General features: G+C 71.6%; 11 protein-coding genes. 5 read left to right on the top strand and 6 right to left on the bottom strand.

The features are described 5' to 3' along the window. Positions 1 to 7: 7 nt before the first annotated feature. Positions 8 to 466 (top strand): hypothetical protein, encoded by a 459-nt coding sequence (locus ACFYST_RS33850; protein WP_387868016.1) that lies wholly within the window; start codon positions 8 to 10, stop codon positions 464 to 466. A gap of 3 nt (positions 467 to 469) precedes the next feature. Here ACFYST_RS33850 and ACFYST_RS33845 read toward each other — a convergent pair whose 3' ends face one another. The 3 genes from ACFYST_RS33845 to ACFYST_RS33835 all read right to left on the bottom strand — a co-directional run bounded on the left by ACFYST_RS33845 (position 470) and on the right by ACFYST_RS33835 (position 6875). Next, a complete protein-coding gene (locus ACFYST_RS33845) occupies positions 470 to 1135 on the bottom strand; it encodes a LuxR C-terminal-related transcriptional regulator (protein WP_387868013.1) in 666 nt (221 codons plus the stop codon). A gap of 82 nt (positions 1136 to 1217) precedes the next feature. Next, positions 1218 to 3731, bottom strand: a complete 2514-nt coding sequence (gene lanKC, locus ACFYST_RS33840) for a class III lanthionine synthetase LanKC (RefSeq protein WP_387868010.1) — start codon at positions 3729 to 3731, stop codon at positions 1218 to 1220. Positions 3732 to 4481: 750 nt separating this feature from the next. Continuing rightward, positions 4482 to 6875 carry a hypothetical protein gene (locus ACFYST_RS33835; protein ID WP_387868007.1) on the bottom strand — a complete coding sequence of 798 codons (2394 nt, stop codon included), beginning with the start codon at positions 6873 to 6875 and terminating at the stop codon, positions 4482 to 4484. 210 nt (positions 6876 to 7085) lie between these two features. On the opposite strand from ACFYST_RS33835, the gene ACFYST_RS33830 reads away from it, so the two are divergent. The 3 genes from ACFYST_RS33830 (at position 7086) to ACFYST_RS33820 (ending at position 9255) form a co-directional block, all read left to right on the top strand. Further along, positions 7086 to 8069, top strand: coding sequence for an MBL fold metallo-hydrolase (locus ACFYST_RS33830; RefSeq protein ID WP_387641900.1), 984 nt, complete (start codon positions 7086 to 7088; stop codon positions 8067 to 8069). 134 nt (positions 8070 to 8203) lie between these two features. Next, positions 8204 to 8782 (top strand): GNAT family N-acetyltransferase, encoded by a 579-nt coding sequence (locus tag ACFYST_RS33825; RefSeq protein ID WP_387868005.1) that lies wholly within the window; start codon positions 8204 to 8206, stop codon positions 8780 to 8782. 143 nt (positions 8783 to 8925) lie between these two features. Further along, the gene (locus ACFYST_RS33820; protein ID WP_387868003.1) at positions 8926 to 9255 is read left to right on the top strand and encodes a DUF1330 domain-containing protein; all 330 of its coding nucleotides are present in this window, start codon (positions 8926 to 8928) and stop codon (positions 9253 to 9255) included. A 120-nt stretch (positions 9256 to 9375) separates the two neighbouring features. Here ACFYST_RS33820 and ACFYST_RS33815 read toward each other — a convergent pair whose 3' ends face one another. Continuing rightward, the gene (locus tag ACFYST_RS33815; protein ID WP_387641907.1) at positions 9376 to 9645 is read right to left on the bottom strand and encodes a hypothetical protein; all 270 of its coding nucleotides are present in this window, start codon (positions 9643 to 9645) and stop codon (positions 9376 to 9378) included. A gap of 614 nt (positions 9646 to 10259) precedes the next feature. Between ACFYST_RS33815 and ACFYST_RS33810 the strand changes: the two genes are divergently transcribed. Continuing rightward, the gene (locus ACFYST_RS33810; RefSeq protein ID WP_387868000.1) at positions 10260 to 14915 is read left to right on the top strand and encodes an LPXTG cell wall anchor domain-containing protein; all 4656 of its coding nucleotides are present in this window, start codon (positions 10260 to 10262) and stop codon (positions 14913 to 14915) included. Positions 14916 to 15502: 587 nt separating this feature from the next. On the opposite strand, the gene ACFYST_RS33805 is transcribed toward ACFYST_RS33810, so the two are convergent. Both ACFYST_RS33805 and ACFYST_RS33800 read right to left on the bottom strand, forming a co-directional pair. Beyond that, positions 15503 to 16873, bottom strand: coding sequence for a HEAT repeat domain-containing protein (locus tag ACFYST_RS33805; RefSeq protein WP_387867998.1), 1371 nt, complete (start codon positions 16871 to 16873; stop codon positions 15503 to 15505). A gap of 471 nt (positions 16874 to 17344) precedes the next feature. Beyond that, positions 17345 to 17521, bottom strand: coding sequence for a hypothetical protein (locus tag ACFYST_RS33800; protein WP_387867996.1), 177 nt, complete (start codon positions 17519 to 17521; stop codon positions 17345 to 17347). Positions 17522 to 18076 lie beyond the last annotated feature (555 nt).

Genomic DNA, 18076 nt, shown 5'->3' with positions numbered 1-18076 from the left:
ATCGGTGATGACGGGGGAGTACTGGGACCGGGAACCGGACGAACACATCCGGTGGGCCCGCTACCTCACGGAGTTCGCCGAGGCGTCCTCGCAGGACGTGGCCGCACTGATCGCCCGGGTGCTCACCGACCCCGACACGGCGATGGCCAACAGCGCGGTCCGCGAGTACCTCGACGGTCGGGCCGCCGCACTGCTCACCGACCCCGGCTACCCGGCCTGGCGCGACGAGATGACCGGGCCCGTGGCAGCGGGCGAGTTCGTCTCCAGGCGCCTGCGCGAGTGGACGCTGCTGCGGGCGGTGACACTGGACGAACCGTGGGACGCCGAGGAACTGCTCGCGGCGTCCAACTGGTGCCAGCTCCACGCCGCCCAGACCGCGACGGTCGGGACGGTCGTGGCGGCACTGGCCGAGGGCGGGCGGACCCGACGCATCCGCAACGCCGCCAAGCTCCGCCTCCCGGGCTGACCTTCAGGCGCCCGTCTCGGCGAGGTAGGCCAGCACCGCCAGCACCCGACGGTTGTCCGCAGGCGAGGCATGCAGGTCGAACTTGGTGAACACCGAGGCGACGTGCTTCTCCACCGCCCGCTCCGACACCGAGAGCCGCTGCGCGACCGCCCGGTTGGAACGGCCCTCGGCCATCAGCGCCAGCACCTCGCGCTCACGGGCCGTCAACTCGTCCACCGCACTGCGCCGGCGGGCGCGCATCAGGTGAGTGACGACCTCCGGGTCGAGGGCGGTGCCGCCCGCCGCCACCCGGTGCAGCGCGTCGACGAACTCCGAGGTCCGGGCCACCCGTTCCTTCAGCAGGTAGCCGATGCCGGCCGCACCGTCCGCCAGCAACCGGGTCACCCAGCCGGTCTCCAGGTGCTGCGAGAACACCAGCACCCCGACCTCCGGCCAGCGCCGCCGGATCCGCAACGCCGCCCGCACCCCCTCGTCGGTGTGCGTCGGCGGCATCCGCACATCCACCACCGCCACCCGCGGCCGGTGCTCCGCCACCGCCGCCAGCAACTCCTCGCCGCTACCGACCGCCGCCGCCACCTCCAGCCCCCGCACGGTCAGCAACTCCGCCAGGCCGTCCCGCAGCACCGCCGAGTCCTCCGCCAGCACCACCCGCAGCCGATCGTCCGTCATCCGCTCATTGTGACGCACCGCCCCGGCGCGCCGACCGACAGGCCGCCACCCCCCGATCCGCCGAACCGCCCGCGTGGACGGTTCAGTTGCCGGCCGGCCAGAACGGCATCGGTGCGCTACCGTCGTACACCGAGGCCAGGGCCGTCAGCACCCCGGCGGTGCCGGTCGCCAGGTCCATCGACAGGCGCAGCAACTGCTCGCCGGGGAACGCAGGTTGGCCCTGCCGAGGCAGTACGTGCCAGGCCAGGCGGCGAACATGACGGTCGATCACGTCATCGTCCGGCGCAGGCCCGGAAGGGTCCAGGGCGAGCAGCGCGAGCAGCCCGGCCCGCCCGTTGAACAGGCCCGGCTGCGCGACGAACTCCGGCTCTGCGGCGGCCCGGAGCCGCCCCACCTGCTCGGCCAGCACGGAATCGGGGCGGTGCCGCAGCAGGGCGTGCGCGACGGCAGCGATGCCCGCGCTGCCTGACTCCAAGCACGCCGATGTCCGGCCGTCCACCCGCAGCGTGCCGTCCTCGGCGACGACGCAGCGCGAGAGGTCCTGGTCGAGAGCGGCCCGGGCGAGGTCCAGCAGGGCCGGGTCCGCGCACTCCTCGAACAGCCGGACCAGCAGCAACGCGGTCCCGCTCGCGCCGTGCAGCAGTCCGGGCCGCGCCGTGGGCGCCGGCGCGGGTTCGCCCAGCCGGAGGGCGGCAACGGCCCGGTCGGCACTGTCGACGGCCGCGGCGAGCAGCGCGCGGTCGCCGGTGACGCGGGCGAAGTGCAACCGTGCCAGCCCGATACCCGCCAGTCCCGCCGACAGCCCGGGCCCGGCACCCGGCTCGTCGTCCCGCTCGAGGCGCCGCAACAGCCCCAGCGCGCTCCCGCGCCGGCCCAGCCGGTCCAGCGCCCACGCGACGCCGTGCGCGCCGACGAACAGTCCGGGCCGGCAGGGCCGCCGCTCCACCGCGTCGACCAGCCACCGCACATGCCGCGGATCGACGCCCGCGCCCACCGAGTGCAGCGCCCACAGGACGCCCGCCGCGCCGTACGACAGACCCAGGGCGTCGTGGGTGAACTGCGCGGGGTCGCCCGGGAACAGCCGGTCGGCACGCTCGGGCGTCGCACTCCCGGCGATCGCCGCCACCAGCCCGTTCCGCAGCCGCGGCCAACCCTCCCGCCCGTCCCCGAACAGGCTTTCCACAGCGGCCAGTTGAGCCTCCCCGCGCGACCCGCCCTCGGGCAGGTAGCCGATCGGCAGCTCGAAACGCTTCCGGGCGGAACGGGCCAGCGCCGCACCCTTCGCCGGATGCAGCGCAGTCAGTGGCACCAGCGGCAGGAACGCCCACATCCGCAGCGCCCCTAGCGCACACTCGTCCACCTCGAACCCGGTCACCCCGGCCGGCGCCGTGAACCCGGCCTCACCCACCCCGGGGTGCACGAACTCTCCCGCCGGGGAGGCGAGTTCGAAGTCGACGAAGACCACCGACCCGTCCTCGCGGACGACCACATCGCGCGGATGCAGACCCCCGAGGACGATGCCCCGACCGTGGACGGCACGCAGCGCACGCTCCACCGCATCCAGCACCGCCAGCGCCTCCTCCCGGTACGCGGCCACCGCCACCTCGTCCGCCTCCGCGCGCACCAGCGGAAAGCGCCGGCCGAACCAGCGGTGCAATCCCTCGCCCGCCACGTACTCCCGCACCAGGAAACGGTGCCCCCGCGCCGTCAGTTCACCCAGCAGGGCCGGTACCGCGCCCAGACCCGCCAGCGCCTCCAACGCCCGCTGCTCGCACGCCAGCCGCCGCACCGCGTCCTCACCACGCCGATCGAGGCCCGCGAACGGGCGGCCCTCCTTCAGGACGACCCGCTCGCCACCGCCGACCGGCCGCGCCAGGTAGCTCCCGCCACCGTTCGAGACGTGCAGCACCCGCTCCACCGTGAACGGGAAACCGTCGACACTCCCGAGCCCCGCGCCCGCCACCGCCCCGGCCAGCACCGCCGGCACCGGCGCCCACTCCGGCAGGTCGAACGCCACCCGCCGCACCTCCGGACGCAGCACGTCCGACGGCTCGCGCAGCGCCGCCACCACCTCGCCCTCCCCGGTGCGGCACCACTGCTCGGCGAACGCCCCGTAGCGCAGGTACAGCGGACCGCGCCGCCACCGCAGACCGCCCGGGATGCCCGGGCCGGGCGCCCCCGCCAGGGCCTCGTCCAGCCCGCCGAGACATCGCTCCAACTGTGCGTCGTCCGCCGGGTACAGCGTCATGAACGTCCCACTGGAGTCGCGCGGGGCGTACTCGGCGTTCTGCAGCCGCACCAACGCCGGGCTGCGCAGGAATTCGAACGCCACCCCGTGCCCGAAGCAGTACGCCCGCACCACGTCCAGGATCCGCGGCGCGTTCTCCAGGCAGGCCGACACGTGGATCCTCCACCCCCGCTCCGGCAACGGCACCGCGCCCGGCCGGTAGCCCACCCACGCCTCGCGCAGGCCGCGCACCCAGCCGTCCGGCGCGGCCCCGGCAGCCGCCGGGAACTCGTCGCGGGCCGCCCACTGGACCGGGGAGTCGTAGAAGACCGGATCGGCGTAGGTGTACGCCTCGTAGCGCATGTCCATCGGTCGCTCCATGGCGCCTCGCGGGGGAGTGTGACGCGGCTTCCGACGACGCGGGGGACGTCCGGCCGACCGTCACCGAGAGTCTGCAAGGACGGGCGCGAGCGTCGAAAGAGCCCCGGCGAGGGTTGGCCGGATCCCGCGGGCGCATGCCACCGGCCCGCCCACCTGCCCCCGAACCCTCCCTTTACCTGCGCTTTCCCATGCCGGACGCCGCCGCAACCGCGAGCCCGCTCCCGCCCGCGGCACCGTCCCGCCAGCGGCGATACGGGCCGGGGCCCGTCCCCCCGTCGCACGCGCCGGAGCGACCGCGCCCCGGTCGCACCTCGGCACAACGTCGGAGCGCACACGCCCGCCGAACGGGCCCCGACCCGGCACCCGCTGTCCGGTACCCGACCGGCGCGCCGCAACCGTCGAAGGCGTGCCCGCACCGCCGCGCACGCCCGGCGTGGGAGCGTCACCGCGCGCCCCACCTCGGACAACACGCCCAGGAAAGGCCCCAGTTGGCCGGTTGCCGGTCTTCCAGGACACCCCGCCCGGGTAGCACCGACGGGTAGCACCGACCACCCCCACGACGCCACCGTCAGCGACCTGACCCTCCGCCCCCGCCGAACGCCTGGTCGCGGGCGGCCGGTTCGGCGCAGCCCACCACGCCTGCCCGTCGTCCGCACCCGCACCCGACAGGCCCCGGCGCGGCGGGATCGCGGGCGCCACCTCCACTCGGCGCCGCCCGCGTCCTCACCCGCCGAACCCTCAGGCCCGCGCCGCTCCCGCCAGGTCGATCCCGAGGACACCCGCCGCAGTGGCCACGCACACGCGGCCCCCGTCGGTGATCACCAGCCCGACCGCAGCCGCGCCGATCGCCAGATCATGCGTGACCCGCTCGGCGCCCGCCAGCACCACGCGGACCTGGCCGTCCGCCCACCCGGCCGCGCACATCAGGCCGCCCGGCGTGGTGGCGACGGCGACCGCGGTGACGGGGACGTCCCGGGCCGGGAGCGGCGGGGAGAGCGGGCCGCGGCCCGGCATCCACGCCTGCACCCGGCCGTCGGCGCCGCCGGTGATCAGCAGGTGGTGCCCGCCGTGGTGGGCGAGATCGAGCGCGGTCACCGGCCCGTCGTGGAGCGGAGCGTCACTGCGCACCGCCTCCGTCCCGTCCCGGTCCTCCAGCAGGTGCACGCCTCCCGCCGCGTCCCCGGCCGCCACGGCGCGCTGCTCGCCGCCCCGCGCGGCGATCGCGGTCGCCCCGGCGTCCACCGAGGCCAGCAGCCGCCGCATCCCGCCGCCGGACGGGCCGGACAGCTCGGAGGGACGGATCTCCTCGACGGCGCCACTGTGCCGCAGTGCGTACGTGCTGCCGTCGTGGCCGGTGGCCAGGGCGACGGTGGAACGGTCCGTCAGCCGGAGCGGCGAGCCGCCCGAGGGCCGACCGGTGGCAGGGTCGATCGCCCCGATGTCCCAGCCGACGGCGACCGCGAGCTGCCCCTCGTGCGACGGGGCGTTGTGCCGCGCGATCAGGTACACCGGGTCGGTCCGGCGCGCGAACGCCCAGCCGGCCCGCCAGCCCTGCCCGGCGAGCTGCGCGAACCGCTCCGACAGGTCGCCGCCCTCACCGGCCGTCCAGCAGTGCAGCGCGGACGCGCGCTCGCCCGGGTCCGCGGCGGCGATGACCCGCGGCCCGGCCGGCCACCACGCCCGGTGCACGGCGCCGCCGTCCCCCGACTCCGCACCGTTCGCGGCCCGCAGCGCCACCCCGTGCTCCACCGCGAGGCCGACCGCCAGCGGATCGGCGTGCACCAGGAACGCCGGGTCCGCCAGCAGGTCGTCGACCGGGGCCGACGTCCGGACGGCGTGCCGCAGCACCAGATCCAGCCGGTCGGCGTCCTTCGGGCCGGGCTGCTCCTCCGGCAGGAGGTTCTGGCGGATCGACAGGTGGTCGAGTCCGGTCCGGGCGAGGCGCTCGGCGAAGGAGACCGGCCAGACCCGGTAGCGCCCCTCGTGGTCGGCGGGCAACAGCAGCTCGACGGCCTGCTCCACCGCGAACGGGCCGAGGCTGCCGGGCAGTTCGCCCCACAGCTCCTCGTCGAGAGCGCCCCGGACCGAGGCCAGCGCCACCACCGGAGCCCGGACGAGTTCGGGCAGCGACTCCCACCACGTCTCGGCCAGCGTCTCGGCCCGCCGCGCGAGCGGGGCGCCCGCGTCGAGCAGTACCCCGTCCCCGGTGCGGGCGGCCAGCAGCGCCAGCGCGGGCGACGGGTAGACCTCCGCCGGGAGTTGGCGTCCGGTCAGGGATGTCGCCCACCGGGTGAACGCCTCCAGGTCCGTCCACTGCGGCTGGTCCAGGTCGAGCACGGCGGCCGGCACGTCCAGCGCGGCCGCCGCCGGCGTGTCGGAGGCGCACTCCACCACGATCCGCAGCCACGGCACCCGCAGCAAGGGCCGCAACACCTCGGCCGCGATGCGCCGCGCGGCATCCGGCAGCAGACCGGAGCCCGCCCGGTCGAGGTCGGTCACCACCAGGACGCGCGGCACCCCGTCGATCAACGCCGCGACCAGCTCCTCCGGCCCGGCCGCCGACACACCCAGCAGCCCGGCGAGCCGCCACACGAACAGGTCCACGGTCAACTCGGCGGCGGACAGCGCCACTTCGACCCGCCGACCGGAGTGCGCATGGTCCGGCGGGCACGCGGCGACCAGCCAGTGCAGCAGGTGACTGCGGCCACTGCCGCCCGACCCGGCGACCCGGCACAGCCGCGGCGCCTGCGGGTCCTCCAGCCAGCCCAGCAGCGCCCGCCCGGCCGGGCGACGCCCGGCGTGCAACGGCGGCAGCGGCGCCGCGCCGTCCACGACGGGCTGCTCCGGCGCCGGCGCGCCGTACCGCGGGTTCGGCCAGAACCGCAACGGGAAGCCGTCGCCGTCCACCTGCCAGGCCCCCTCCACGACCCCCACCGGCACCCGCCCGTCCGGGTCGTGGCCCTCGTCGGCCTTGAACAGCCAGCCCCCGCGCCGCACCGCCTCCGCGCACTGCTCCCGGGACATCCGCGGATACGGCCGGTACCCCGGCGGCCGCGGCGGCACAAACCCCTCGACGACCGACTCGCCCGGCCCGTCCGGCACGATCAGCTCGCTGGCCCGGTCCTCACCCATACAAGTCCTCCCCGTTTCGCCCCGTTCGCCCCCGAACGCAGCGGGGACACCCTAGCGCGCAGCAGTGCCGGCCGGACCGCGATCCGCCGTCACCGCCCCACCCGAACCTTCCGAACGAGGATCCCGCTCTCCGGCGGTGCGCGGAAGTACGTGAGTGACGATCCGTCAAAAGCCGGAACCAGGCGGTCTGATGTGATCGTCTGCCCACGCATGAACGACAACACGGTAGTAGGACGACGGGGTCTGCTGCGCACGGCGGTCGCGGGAGCGGCCCTCCTGCCGGTGGCCGGAGTCGGAGCAGGAGCCGCGGTCGGCGCGAGCGCCGGAGTCGCGGCCGCGGCCGAGACGGACGAACCGGCACCGACCGGCGGCGAGACCGTCTACCGGTGGCTCGGCAACAGCGGATGGCGGATCGAGGGCAACGGGAAGACCGTCCTGTTCGACCCGTACATCACGCGCTACCCGACGAACGACTTCGACCCGAAGACGAAACTGACCGTCGCCCCCGACCTGATCGACCAGCACATCGGCAAGCCGGACCTGGTCCTGGTCAGCCACTGCCACTGGGACCACTTCAACGACGTCCCGTACATCGCCAAGCACCACGGCGTGCAGGTGGTCGGGACGGCCACCACCTGCCACCTGCTCCGCGCGATGGGGGTGAAACCGGAGCAGCTGATCGTGGTGAAGGGCGGCGAGTACCTCGACTTCGGCGGGTTCACCGTCCAGGTGGTCGCCAGCCTGCACAGCCGCAACGCCAAGCACCAGTACTGGGTGCCCGGCACCCTCACCGGCCCGCCCGCCACCGCCCCGCGGACCATCGGCGACCTCCCGGAGGGCGACACCCTCGCCTTCCAGGTCCGCCTCGGTGACGGCCCGTCCGCCCTGCTGACCGGCGCCGCCGACTTCTCCGAACAGCACTACGCCGGGCTGAAGCCGGACATCGCCATGCTGTCGGCGGAGACCAACGCCCACAGCGTCCACCGCTACGTACCGCGGCTCCTCAAGGCCCTCGACCACCCCCGCACGGTGATCCCCGTGCACTGGGACTCCTTCGAGACCCCGCTCACCGAGCCGGCCGTCCACGACACCGGGATGGACCTGGACGGCCTCATCAACCAGACCCGCGAACTCTCCCCCCAGACCCGCCTGATCCGCCCCGAACACCTGACCCCGCTCCGCCTCCGCGCCTGACCACCCCGCCCCCGCCGGCGAGGCCGCCCCGGCCTTCGAAATCTGCCGCCCAACCGTCAACTATGGTGTGCGGACGCCACGGTGGCACCACCTGCCACCGTGCGCCGAACCGCACGACACCACCAGGGGGACCCATGACCGAGGCTGCACAGCACCTCCAGGCCGTCATCCCGGCCACCATCACCACCGAGCGGCTGATCCTGCGCCCGTTCACCGCCGCCGACGCCGACGACCGCTACGCGTACCAGTGCCTGCCCGAGGTCGTCCGCTACCTCTACCGCCCGGCACTCACCCGCGAGGGCAACGAGGCCTCCATCGCCACCCGCGGCGTCCACGCCGGCTGGAGCGCCGACAACGACGGCCTCCTGTGGGCCGTCTGCCGGGCCGACCAGCCGGGCGTCGTCGGCGAGGTCGTCGTCACCCTCACCAACGCCCGCGCCCGCCAGGCCGAGATCGGCTGGGTCTTCAACCCGCAGTACGCCGGCCAGGGCTACGCCACCGAAGCAGCCCGCGCCCTCACCACAACAGCCTTCGAATCCCTGGGAGTTCACCGCCTCTTCGCCCGGCTCGACGCCCTCAACACCCCCTCCGTCCGAGTCTGCGAACGCCTCGGCATGCGCCGCGAGGCCCACCTGATCGACAGCGACCTCGACGGCGACCGCTGGGGCACCGAATGCGTCTACGCCATCCTCGCCCGCGAGTGGAACGCCTGACCCGCCACCTGCCCCGCCCGGCTGTCCGACGGCCGGGCGGGCGTGCGGCGGCACCGGCCGACTGATTCATGACGGATTCGCCTCGCCCCGCCGCTGCGTAGCGTCATCGAGGTCAGCCGCCCCGACTGCATGGGAGCACCACGATGCCCGCCTACGCCCTGGCCCAGGTCCACTCCGTCGAGGTCTGCCCCGACACCGTCGAATACCTGCGGCGCATCGACGCCACCCTCGACGCGTTCGGCGGACGCTTCCTCGTCCACCGCGGCAAGTTCGAGACCCTCGAGGGCAGTTGGGGCCGGCAGGGCCTGATCATGATCGAGTTCCCCGACCACCAGCAGGCCCACGCCTGGTACACCTCACCCGCCTACCAGGACATCCTGCCCCTGCGCACCCGCCACATGACGGCCGACGTGATCATCGCCGACGGCGTCCCCGCCGGCTACCGGGCCGGGCACCGCTTCGACGAGCACTGAGCCCGCCCTCCCGACCGGCGTGCCGTCGGGCGTGCCGTCGGGCCCGCCGCCCCGGACGCGCCGGTGCCCGGCGGGTGGGATTCCCGCCGGGCACCTGAATGCGAATGCTGAGGTCAGCCCTCAGAAGTGGGCACCGGACTCGGTGTGCGAGCCCTCGACGCCTTCGTCACCGGCGAAGACCCAGCCCTTGGAGTGCTCGACGCCGCACGGGTCGACCTCGGAGTGGACGTTGGCCTCGCCGGCCCCCTCCTCGTTGGCGATGAACTGACCCTGGTTGAACTCCGCGCCCTCGTGGCCTTCGTGGCCGTGGGCAGAGGCGAGCCCGGCGCAGCCGAGGACGAGGGGGGCGGCGAGGGCGCTGACGGCCAGAACACGCTTGAGAGCACGCATGAGAATCTCCTCCGAGAAGTTGGTCGGTGGCGGGGCACGGTGTCGGCCTTGCCGATTCCAGAACGCCACGGGATCCGGAGGCCCGCAAAAGGGCCGTGCGTCCGTCTGGTCCTGACGGATCCTCAGAACCCCTTGCGCCTGCGGGGGAGGGGCGGTTCGAAGGTTCACCCCTGGGTGGCCGCCCGGGAAGCGCAGGGCTCGTTTACCTAACAGTCCGTCAGATCACTTTCATCACACGACAGATGGCGCAGCGCGGCGCTCACGGGTGCCAGGGTGCCGCAGTGGTCGAACCCTGCGGGCGTCCTCCGAGCGCGGAACGGTGTTCGGCGCGAGTGGCGGGCCGATTCCGGGAGCGGTACTGCTCGCGCGGCGGGACCATCGAGGCGCCCGTCCGGCGATCCCGATCCGGGCGTCGTCGGCGGCATGCGTACCTCGCCGCCTGGCCCGTTCGAGGGTGTCCGGTCGTCGCGCTCCTGAGTTCTCATCAGGCCCCCGTGATCGCGCCAGTGCTGATGCCGGGTTGGCATCCCGCGTTCGGGCATCCGAGCGATTCGGCAGGTCCACTGATAGTAATAATTGATAACACTTGGTATTAGCTGCACATAGTCAAGGGCATGACGAGATATTTCCGCGGACCGTGGCGGCTCAAATCCCGAACGGCCCGCTTCATCAGCGCCGCAGCCACCCTCGGCCTGGTCGGTACCGGCCTGGTCGCCTCGTGGGGCGCCGAGGCCGCCGCCCCTGAACACCCCCGAGCGGTGGCCATGCCGGAGCGTGTCCGAGCCACCGGTTCGCCCCTCCTGCAGGAGGACTTCACCGGCGCGACCGCGGACCCGAGGTTCGTCGCCGTCGGCTCGGCGTGTCTGACGGGTGCTCCGACCTCGCCCCTCGGGCCGGACGACCGCCCGCTGGGCGGCTGCCCGCTCCCGCAGGTCGGCCCGGTGCCGCCGCTGGACGGCTCGCCGTTCGGCTACCTGCGGATCACCGACTCCAGCAACGACCAGAACGGCGCGGTGCTCTTCGAGCAGGCGCTGCCGGCCAACGCCGGTCTGGACGTGAGCTTCGACCAGTGGCAGTACGGCAGCACCACACCCGCCACCCCGGCCGACGGCATCTCGTTCTTCCTGGTCAACGGCGATGTCTCGCTCGATCACCCCGGCGCGTTCGGCGGCAGCCTCGGCTACGCGCAGAAGCTGCCCGACGACAACCCGAACCTGACGTTCCTGCCCGGCGTCAACGGCGGCTACCTGGGCGTCGGACTCGACGTCCTCGGCAACTACTTCGGCGACTGGGAACACCGCGGCAACGGTTGCCCGCCCGGACAGCGTTCCCCGGCCGGAACGGGCTTCCACGTTCCGGCGCCCGGACCCAACATGGTCACCGTCCGCGGCCCGGGCCACGGCCTCGAGGGCTACTGCTTCCTGACCGCGACGACCAGCAACTTCACCACCAGCGGCCCGTGGCCGTCCACCCTGCCGGGCAACCTGCAGGGCCCGCTGACCGCCCTGCCGCCGGGCGTGACGCCGGCCCAGGCCCAGGCACTGCTGGAGCCGTCCCGCCGCCGGGTCAACGTCCACATGACCCCGGCGCCGAACCCGGTCCTGACCATCAGCGTCGACTTCAACGACGGCACAGGCCCGCACCAGGTGCTGAGCACCCCCGCGCCGCAACCCGTCCCCCCGACCTACAAGTTCGGCTTCGCCGGCTCCACGGGCCTGTTCACGGACGTGCACCTCATCCGCAACGTGGTGATCGGCACCGACCAGCCACTGCCCGAACTCAACCTCGTCAAGCAGGCCCACCAGCCCCTGCCCGCCGACCTCACGATCGGCAGCACGATCCCGTACGACTTCGTCGTCACCAACTCCGGGACCATCCCGATCAACAACCTGGCCGTCAACGACCCGAAGGTCGGCCCGATCAACTGCCCCGTGACCGTGCTGGAACCGGGCAAGACAGTCACCTGCACAGCGACCTACCTGGTCACCGCGGAAGACGTCGCCGCAGGCCACGTCGTCAACACCGCCCAAGCCACCGGCACCGCAGACGGCGACCCCGTGACATCGCCACCATCCACCGAGGACATCCCCGTGGTGGCCCCGCCGGGCATCGAGATCGTCAAGCACGTGGACGCCCCCGAGCCCTTCAACGTGGGCGACACCGTCCCCTACACCTACGTGGTGAGCAACACCGGCGGCACCGAGGTGACGAACCTCTCGGTGACCGACGACAAGATCACCAACATCACCTGCGACACCACCACCCTGGCCCCCCGCGGCAGCCCCGGTGACAGCACAGAATGCCACGGCACCTACGTGATCACCGCAGCCGACGCCGCAGCCGGCCACTCCACCAACCACGCGACAGCACACGGCACATCCAACGGCGAGCCAATCACCTCCCCCGAGACAGAAGCCACCGTCACAGTCATCGGCCCGTCCTCCCTCGCCCTGAGCAAGCAGGCAGACACCGCAGGCCCCGTCCACGTCGGTGACACCGTCGGCTACACGTACACCGTGACGAACACCGGCCAGACAGTGCTCGACGACCTCCTGGTCGCCGACGACCACGCCACCTCGGTGACGTGCGACGCGACGACACTGAACCCGGGCCAGAGCACGCTGTGCCACGCCACCTACGTGGTTACCGCCGCAGACCTCGCCCTCGGCCACCTCACCAACAGAGCCGAAGCCGCGGCTACGAACCCGCAGGGCGAGACGGTGCTGAGTCCGCCGGATCGCGTGGTGCTGCCGGTGGTGGGGGAGGCTCAGTTGTCGATCGAGAAGACGGCGGACAGTGCGGGTCCGTTCCACGTGGGTGAGACCGTCGACTACACGTACACCGTCACGAACACCGGTACGGCCGTCGTCCACAACGTGACCGTGACGGATGACCATGTCGCCTCGGTCACCTGCAACACCACCACCCTGAACCCGGGTGCGAGCACGCTGTGCCACGGCAGTTACGTCATCATCGCTGCCGATGTCCAGGCCGGCCACGTGACCAACACCGCTCACGCGAACGGCATCGACCCCGAGGGTCAGCCGGTGCAGAGCCCGCCTGACGAGGCCACTGTTCCGGTGGTCGGCGAGGCCCGGCTGTCGATCGAGAAGACGGCGGACAGTGCGGGTCCGTTCCATGTCGGTGACACCGTCGACTACACCTACACCGTCACCAACACCGGCACCGCCGTCGTCCACAACCTGACCGTGACGGATGACCATGTCGCCTCGGTCACCTGCAACACCACCACCCTGAACCCGGGTGCGAGCACGCTGTGCCACGGCAGTTACGTGGTGACCGCGGCGGATGCGGCGGCCGGCCACGTGACCAACACCGCTCACGCGAACGGCACCGACCCCGAGGGTCAGCCGGTGCAGAGCCCGCCTGACGAGGCGACTGTGCCGGTGGTGGGCGAGGCCCGGCTGTCGATCGAGAAGACCGCTGACAGTGCGGGTCCGTTCCATGTGGGTGAGACCGTCGACTACACCTACACCGTCACCAACACCGGCACCGCCGTCATTCACAACGTCACCGTCGCGGATGACCATGTCGCCTCGGTGACGTGTAGCGCGACGACGCTGAACCCCGGTGCGAGCACGTTGTGTCACGGTAGTTACGTGATCACCGCTGCGGATGTGGCGGCGGGTCACGTGACCAACACGGCTCACGCGAACGGTACGGGTCCGGATGGTGAGCCGGTGCAGAGTCCGCCTGACGAGGCGACTGTTCCGGTGGTGGGTGTGGCGTCGCTGTCGATCGAGAAGAAGGCGGACAGTGCGGGTCCGTTCCATGTGGGTGACACGGTGCAGTACACGTACACCGTCACCAACACCGGCACCGCCGTCGTCCACAACATCACCGTCGCGGATGACCACGTTTCGTCGGTCACGTGCAACGCGACGGCTCTGAACCCCGGTGCGAGCACGTTGTGTCACGGTAGTTACGTGATCACCGCTGCGGATGTGGCGGCGGGTCACGTGACCAACACGGCTCACGCGAACGGTACGGGTCCGGATGGTGAGCCGGTGCAGAGCCCGCCTGGTGAGGCGACTGTTCCGGTGGTGGGTGTGGCGTCGCTGTCGATCGAGAAGAAGGCGGATGCGACTGGTCCGTTCCATGTGGGTGACACGGTGCACTACACGTACACCGTGACCAACACCGGCACCGCCGTCATCCACAACCTCACCGTGTCGGATGACCACGTCGCGTCGGTCACGTGCAACGCGACGGCGCTGAACCCCGGTGCGAGCACGCTGTGTCACGGCAGTTACGTGGTCACCGCGGCGGATGCGGCGGCGGGTCACGTGATGAATGTGGCGCATGCGAGTGGTGTAGGTCCTGACGGCCTGTCGGTGGAGTCTCCGCCGGGTGAGGTGGATGTTCCGGTGGTGGGTGAGGCCCGGTTGTCCCTCGTGAAGAAGGCCGACGCGGCGGGTCCGTTCCGCGCGGGTGACACCGTCACCTACATGTACACGGTCACCAACACGGGTGCTGTGCCCGTGCACGGCATCACCGTCACGGACGACCACGTCACCGCGGTGACCTGTGAGGCGACCACGCTGAACCCGGGTCAGAGCACGGTGTGTCACGGCTCGTACACGATTACCGAGGAGGATGTTCAGGCCGGTCGTGTGACCAACAAGGCGACCGCGAACGGCACGGATCCGGAGGGTCACCCGGTGGTGAGCCCGCCGGGTGAGGCGACGGTGGAGACCGTCCCCGGCGCGTCGTCGCTGTCGATCGTGAAGGAGTCCGACGTGTCGGGTTCCGCGAAGGTGGGTGACACCATCACCTACACGTACACGGTGACGAACACCGGGTCGACGGTGCTGGCGGACGTCTCGGTCAGTGACGACCGGGTGTCCCCGGTGGTGTGCGAGTCGGCCACGCTGGAGCCGGGTGCGAGCACGACCTGCCGTGGTACCTACGTGGTGACCGGGGAGGACGCGAAGGCCGGTCATGTCACGAACATTGCGACGGCTTCGGCGCGGGATCTGCAGGGGCAGTTGGTGGAGTCCCGGCCGGTGTCGTTGTGTGTGACGGTGTCGGAGTGCCCGGAGAAGGAGAAGGGCGAGGGCTGTGTGAAGGTGCCGCGTCCGGGTGGTCCTTCGAAGCCGCCGCACGCCGGCGGGGGTCATCTGCCGGACACGGGTTCGCCCGCGGGTCTCGCGGCGGCGGGTCTGGCCGGTGGCGGGCTGCTGACGCTGGGCGGTGTGCTGCTGTACCGGGCGCGTCGCCGTTCGGACGCGGACCGGCTCGTGGGATAACAACACCCACCACCTCGCCGCTCGTTCGGTGAAGGGGACCGCCCCCGGGGCCTTCGGGCTCCGGGGGCGGTCCCGCGCCATGTGGGGGCGGAGGGCAGGTGCTCGTCCAGCGGTTCCTGGATCCGTTTCTCCAGGAGTTCTCGCCGGCCGGGGACGGCCCGCGGCGGGCCGGTCGGGCTCGGGTCGCCGCGATGGTGAATTGCCCTGTCACGGTTCTCGCGAACCGCTTCATCCGCTGTCCTCGTTGTCCGTCCCGCACCAGTCACAGTGACGCCGTCCGCGTCCGGGCGGTTCCTCGCCGGCCCGGTGCCGCGCGCTTCGTCAGCAGAAGGTTCCTCCGACGCCCTTGGCCGGTCAGTCTTCTCCACGTCGATACCGGAGGCCATTGCCAGACCCGAGCGGGTGACGGTAGGTCATACCGCCCAGGGGGAGATCGGCTGTCCGCCGGAAAGGACACGAAATATGGGGTGTTCACGAGTGGGAATGACTTGGGCCAACTACACCCTGGTAATGATCGCTTCCCAGACTGCTGGAGATCGCTTCCCGAATCCGACCGGCCCCTCCGTCCTCACCCCGGGTGGGAAGGGTCATACCGGCAGTGCTCCGGCGGGGTGACCGTGTTCTCTGCCACATGCGGTGAGAGCGAGCACTCCGTGGCCCTCGTTCCTGGTTTCCGGCCCCAGGTTGGCGGGATCGACGGACAGCCGGGCGGCGATGTCTGCGGCATAGCAGGTGTCGGGGATGCCAAGCTCCTCCTTCACCTGGAGGTACCGGGCACGGAATGTTTCGGAGTCGGAGGTGCTGATGCCGTCGAACGCATCATCGGGGAGTCCGTCCTGGTGGGGCAGGAGGTAGCCGGACTCGGCCGGGTGCCCGGGGCCGTTGTCGCCGTCCTTCTCGGCGTTGTAGACGTCGTAGTGGCGCACGACCTCGCCGCCCTCGGCGATGCACCAGGCGGTCCAGCCGTCGCCGCAGCTCATCCCGTACCACTGGGCCGAGCCGAACTGGCGGCTGAGGCTGGCGCACCGCTCCCGTACCGTCTGGTCGAGGGCCTGTTCCCGGTCGTCCGCGTCGTTGATGCGGTGGGTGTTCTGTGAGGAGTCGCCAAAGATCAGGGTCCAGCCATCCAGGGCGGGGCTGACGAAGACGCGGGAGCAGGATTCGTGGGGGTGGGTCCGGTTCCAGTTGTGGTGGTTGTGGTTCCAGGCCGCAGCGCCGGTTCGAAGCGTGACCGGCTGCGGGGCCGCCAGGTCGAAGGCGTCCAGCACCGCGTTCTGGTCGGTGGTCGGCACCGCGTACCAGGAGCCGCAGAGGTGCATGCCCTCGGGAACCTCGGTCAGCAGTTTGATCTGGGTCAGCCGCTTCCAGGCGTCCAGGTCCTGGGGGTCGAGGGCCGCGGGCCCACCGATGGCCGCGAGGGCCTCCAGTGCGCCGGCCCGGACCCTGGGTGCCGAGGCGGGCCGGGAGCGCACCTGTTGCAGGCCGGGGACGGCCTTGGGGCCGATCGCTTGAAGGGCCCAGACCGCTCGCTGCCGGACCTCACGCTCCGGGTCTCCCAGCCGCGGGATCAGCTTGTCGACGAATTGCGCCGCCGCCTTGCCCTGGGTCTGAAAGGCGAAGAGGGCGTCGCTTCGGACTTCGGGGTGCGGGTGGTCCAGCAGCGGAACGTAGACCGCGTGATCCTCCACGTTCAGCCGTCCCAGCGCCCACCCGACCCTCCTGACGACCTCAGGCGAGTCCGCCGCTACGGCCGCCTGTGCCAGTGGTAGGAGAGCGGGCTCGCCAATCCGACACAGGACGTCCGCCGACGCGGCCCAGTCGACCGGTGATCCTTCGTCGCAGAGCAGTACCAGTACCGCTGCCACCACCCCTTCCCCCTGTTCCACGAGCGCGTCGCGGAACGCGCGGGTGTCATTCCAGGTGCCGGAGAGTTCCTCGGCCAGCAGTCGCTTGTCCATGGCGGGCACCGTAGCCAGAGGTTGTGACAACCGCCGTGGCAGCGCGATCAACCTGCTGGCCAGTCAGGGCCTGCTTCACGATGCCAACCACCTTGCTTCTCCAAGTGCTGGACGTGGTTGGCTGTTTGGCTTTCTTGCATGCCTGACATTCCCTACGATGTCTGCGGTTGGCGAGTGTTGGAGGGGTTTAACGAGTAATGGTGAGCAGGACCGCAGACGGGGCGTCGGAGATCACTTTCCATGTGAGCGGAGATCGTTTCCCAGCTTCCACAGCGGCCTGGGTATCGAATGGGCGGGTCAGGGTCAGCCTCTACGCTGCGAGCGCGAATCAGGCAGCGGAGCAAGGGGGCAACTCATGACCGACTTGTCATCGATCGCGGCTTTCCTGGGAGAACCGGCTCCCGTGGATGACGTTGACCCGTCTCAGCGAAGTTTGACGAGTCTCACCGAAGTTTGACCGCGGAGCTCTGGCTAGAACGGGGGTTCCACACTGAACCCGTCCGTAGTGGTCCAGGGATCGTCCGGCTCGCGCCGCTCCGCCGCCTCCCGTTCGCGTTCCCGCTCCCGTCGTTCGGCGGCCGCGCGCCTCTCGGCGATCGTGGGAATGGCGTCGAGGGCCTCGGCCGGGCGGCCGTGCCTGATCAGCATGTCGGGCAAGTCATGGTGAACCAGGTAGTGGGTGGAGGAGCGGAGCAGTGCGAGGGCTTCCTCCAGCCGTCCGTCGCGCTCCAGCAGCCGCGCCAGCGCGGGGTCCCACTCGCCGGGCTCATGCTCGTTGAGGGCGGTGGCCTCCGAGATGCCCTCCTTGTAGCGGCCGGCCTCGCCCAGCAGCCAGAGCCGCGGGAGCGGACGTGGTCCGGGTGTTCCCTGACATATGAGTCGGTGCGGGCGTCCAGGAGTTCGAGTGCCCGGCCGGGTCGGCCGTCCTCGACCACGCAGCGGGCCAGACGCAGGCGTCCGGTCTCGGTCAGCGGTGCGTTACGGTGTGGCATGAGGGCCTTTCTGGTCGCCGGTGAAGATGTCGCAATCCACACCTGGCCAGAAGGCCCTCACTCATTTCAAGATCACCACGCCGTGAGCCCTGTCACCAACCTCCGTGGTCAGTACACCTAGAAGACTGATGAAGATGTTGGGTTCTGGCCCCGCCGTGTGAGCGGTGGGGCCAGACTCGCCTTGTGGCGATGGGGGAATGGGCGGGGGAGA

The organism is Kitasatospora sp. NPDC004614, from assembly GCF_042873675.1.
In the GTDB taxonomy this organism is placed as follows: Bacteria; Actinomycetota; Actinomycetes; order Streptomycetales; family Streptomycetaceae; genus Kitasatospora.
This window is presented reverse-complemented; position numbering and strand designations above follow the sequence as displayed.

Coding starts and splice junctions, on each gene's coding strand:
- ACFYST_RS33810 (WP_387868000.1), top strand. CDS start 10,260: ATGACGAGATATTTCCGCGGACCGTGGCGGCTCAAATCCCGAACGGCC.
- ACFYST_RS33825 (WP_387868005.1), top strand. CDS start 8,204: ATGACCGAGGCTGCACAGCACCTCCAGGCCGTCATCCCGGCCACCATC.
- ACFYST_RS33830 (WP_387641900.1), top strand. CDS start 7,086: ATGAACGACAACACGGTAGTAGGACGACGGGGTCTGCTGCGCACGGCG.
- lanKC (WP_387868010.1), bottom strand. CDS start 3,731: ATGGACATGCGCTACGAGGCGTACACCTACGCCGATCCGGTCTTCTAC.
- ACFYST_RS33835 (WP_387868007.1), bottom strand. CDS start 6,875: ATGGGTGAGGACCGGGCCAGCGAGCTGATCGTGCCGGACGGGCCGGGC.
- ACFYST_RS33805 (WP_387867998.1), bottom strand. CDS start 16,873: ATGGACAAGCGACTGCTGGCCGAGGAACTCTCCGGCACCTGGAATGAC.
- ACFYST_RS33815 (WP_387641907.1), bottom strand. CDS start 9,645: ATGCGTGCTCTCAAGCGTGTTCTGGCCGTCAGCGCCCTCGCCGCCCCC.
- ACFYST_RS33820 (WP_387868003.1), top strand. CDS start 8,926: ATGCCCGCCTACGCCCTGGCCCAGGTCCACTCCGTCGAGGTCTGCCCC.
- ACFYST_RS33845 (WP_387868013.1), bottom strand. CDS start 1,135: ATGACGGACGATCGGCTGCGGGTGGTGCTGGCGGAGGACTCGGCGGTG.
- ACFYST_RS33800 (WP_387867996.1), bottom strand. CDS start 17,521: ATGCTGATCAGGCACGGCCGCCCGGCCGAGGCCCTCGACGCCATTCCC.
- ACFYST_RS33850 (WP_387868016.1), top strand. CDS start 8: ATGACGGGGGAGTACTGGGACCGGGAACCGGACGAACACATCCGGTGG.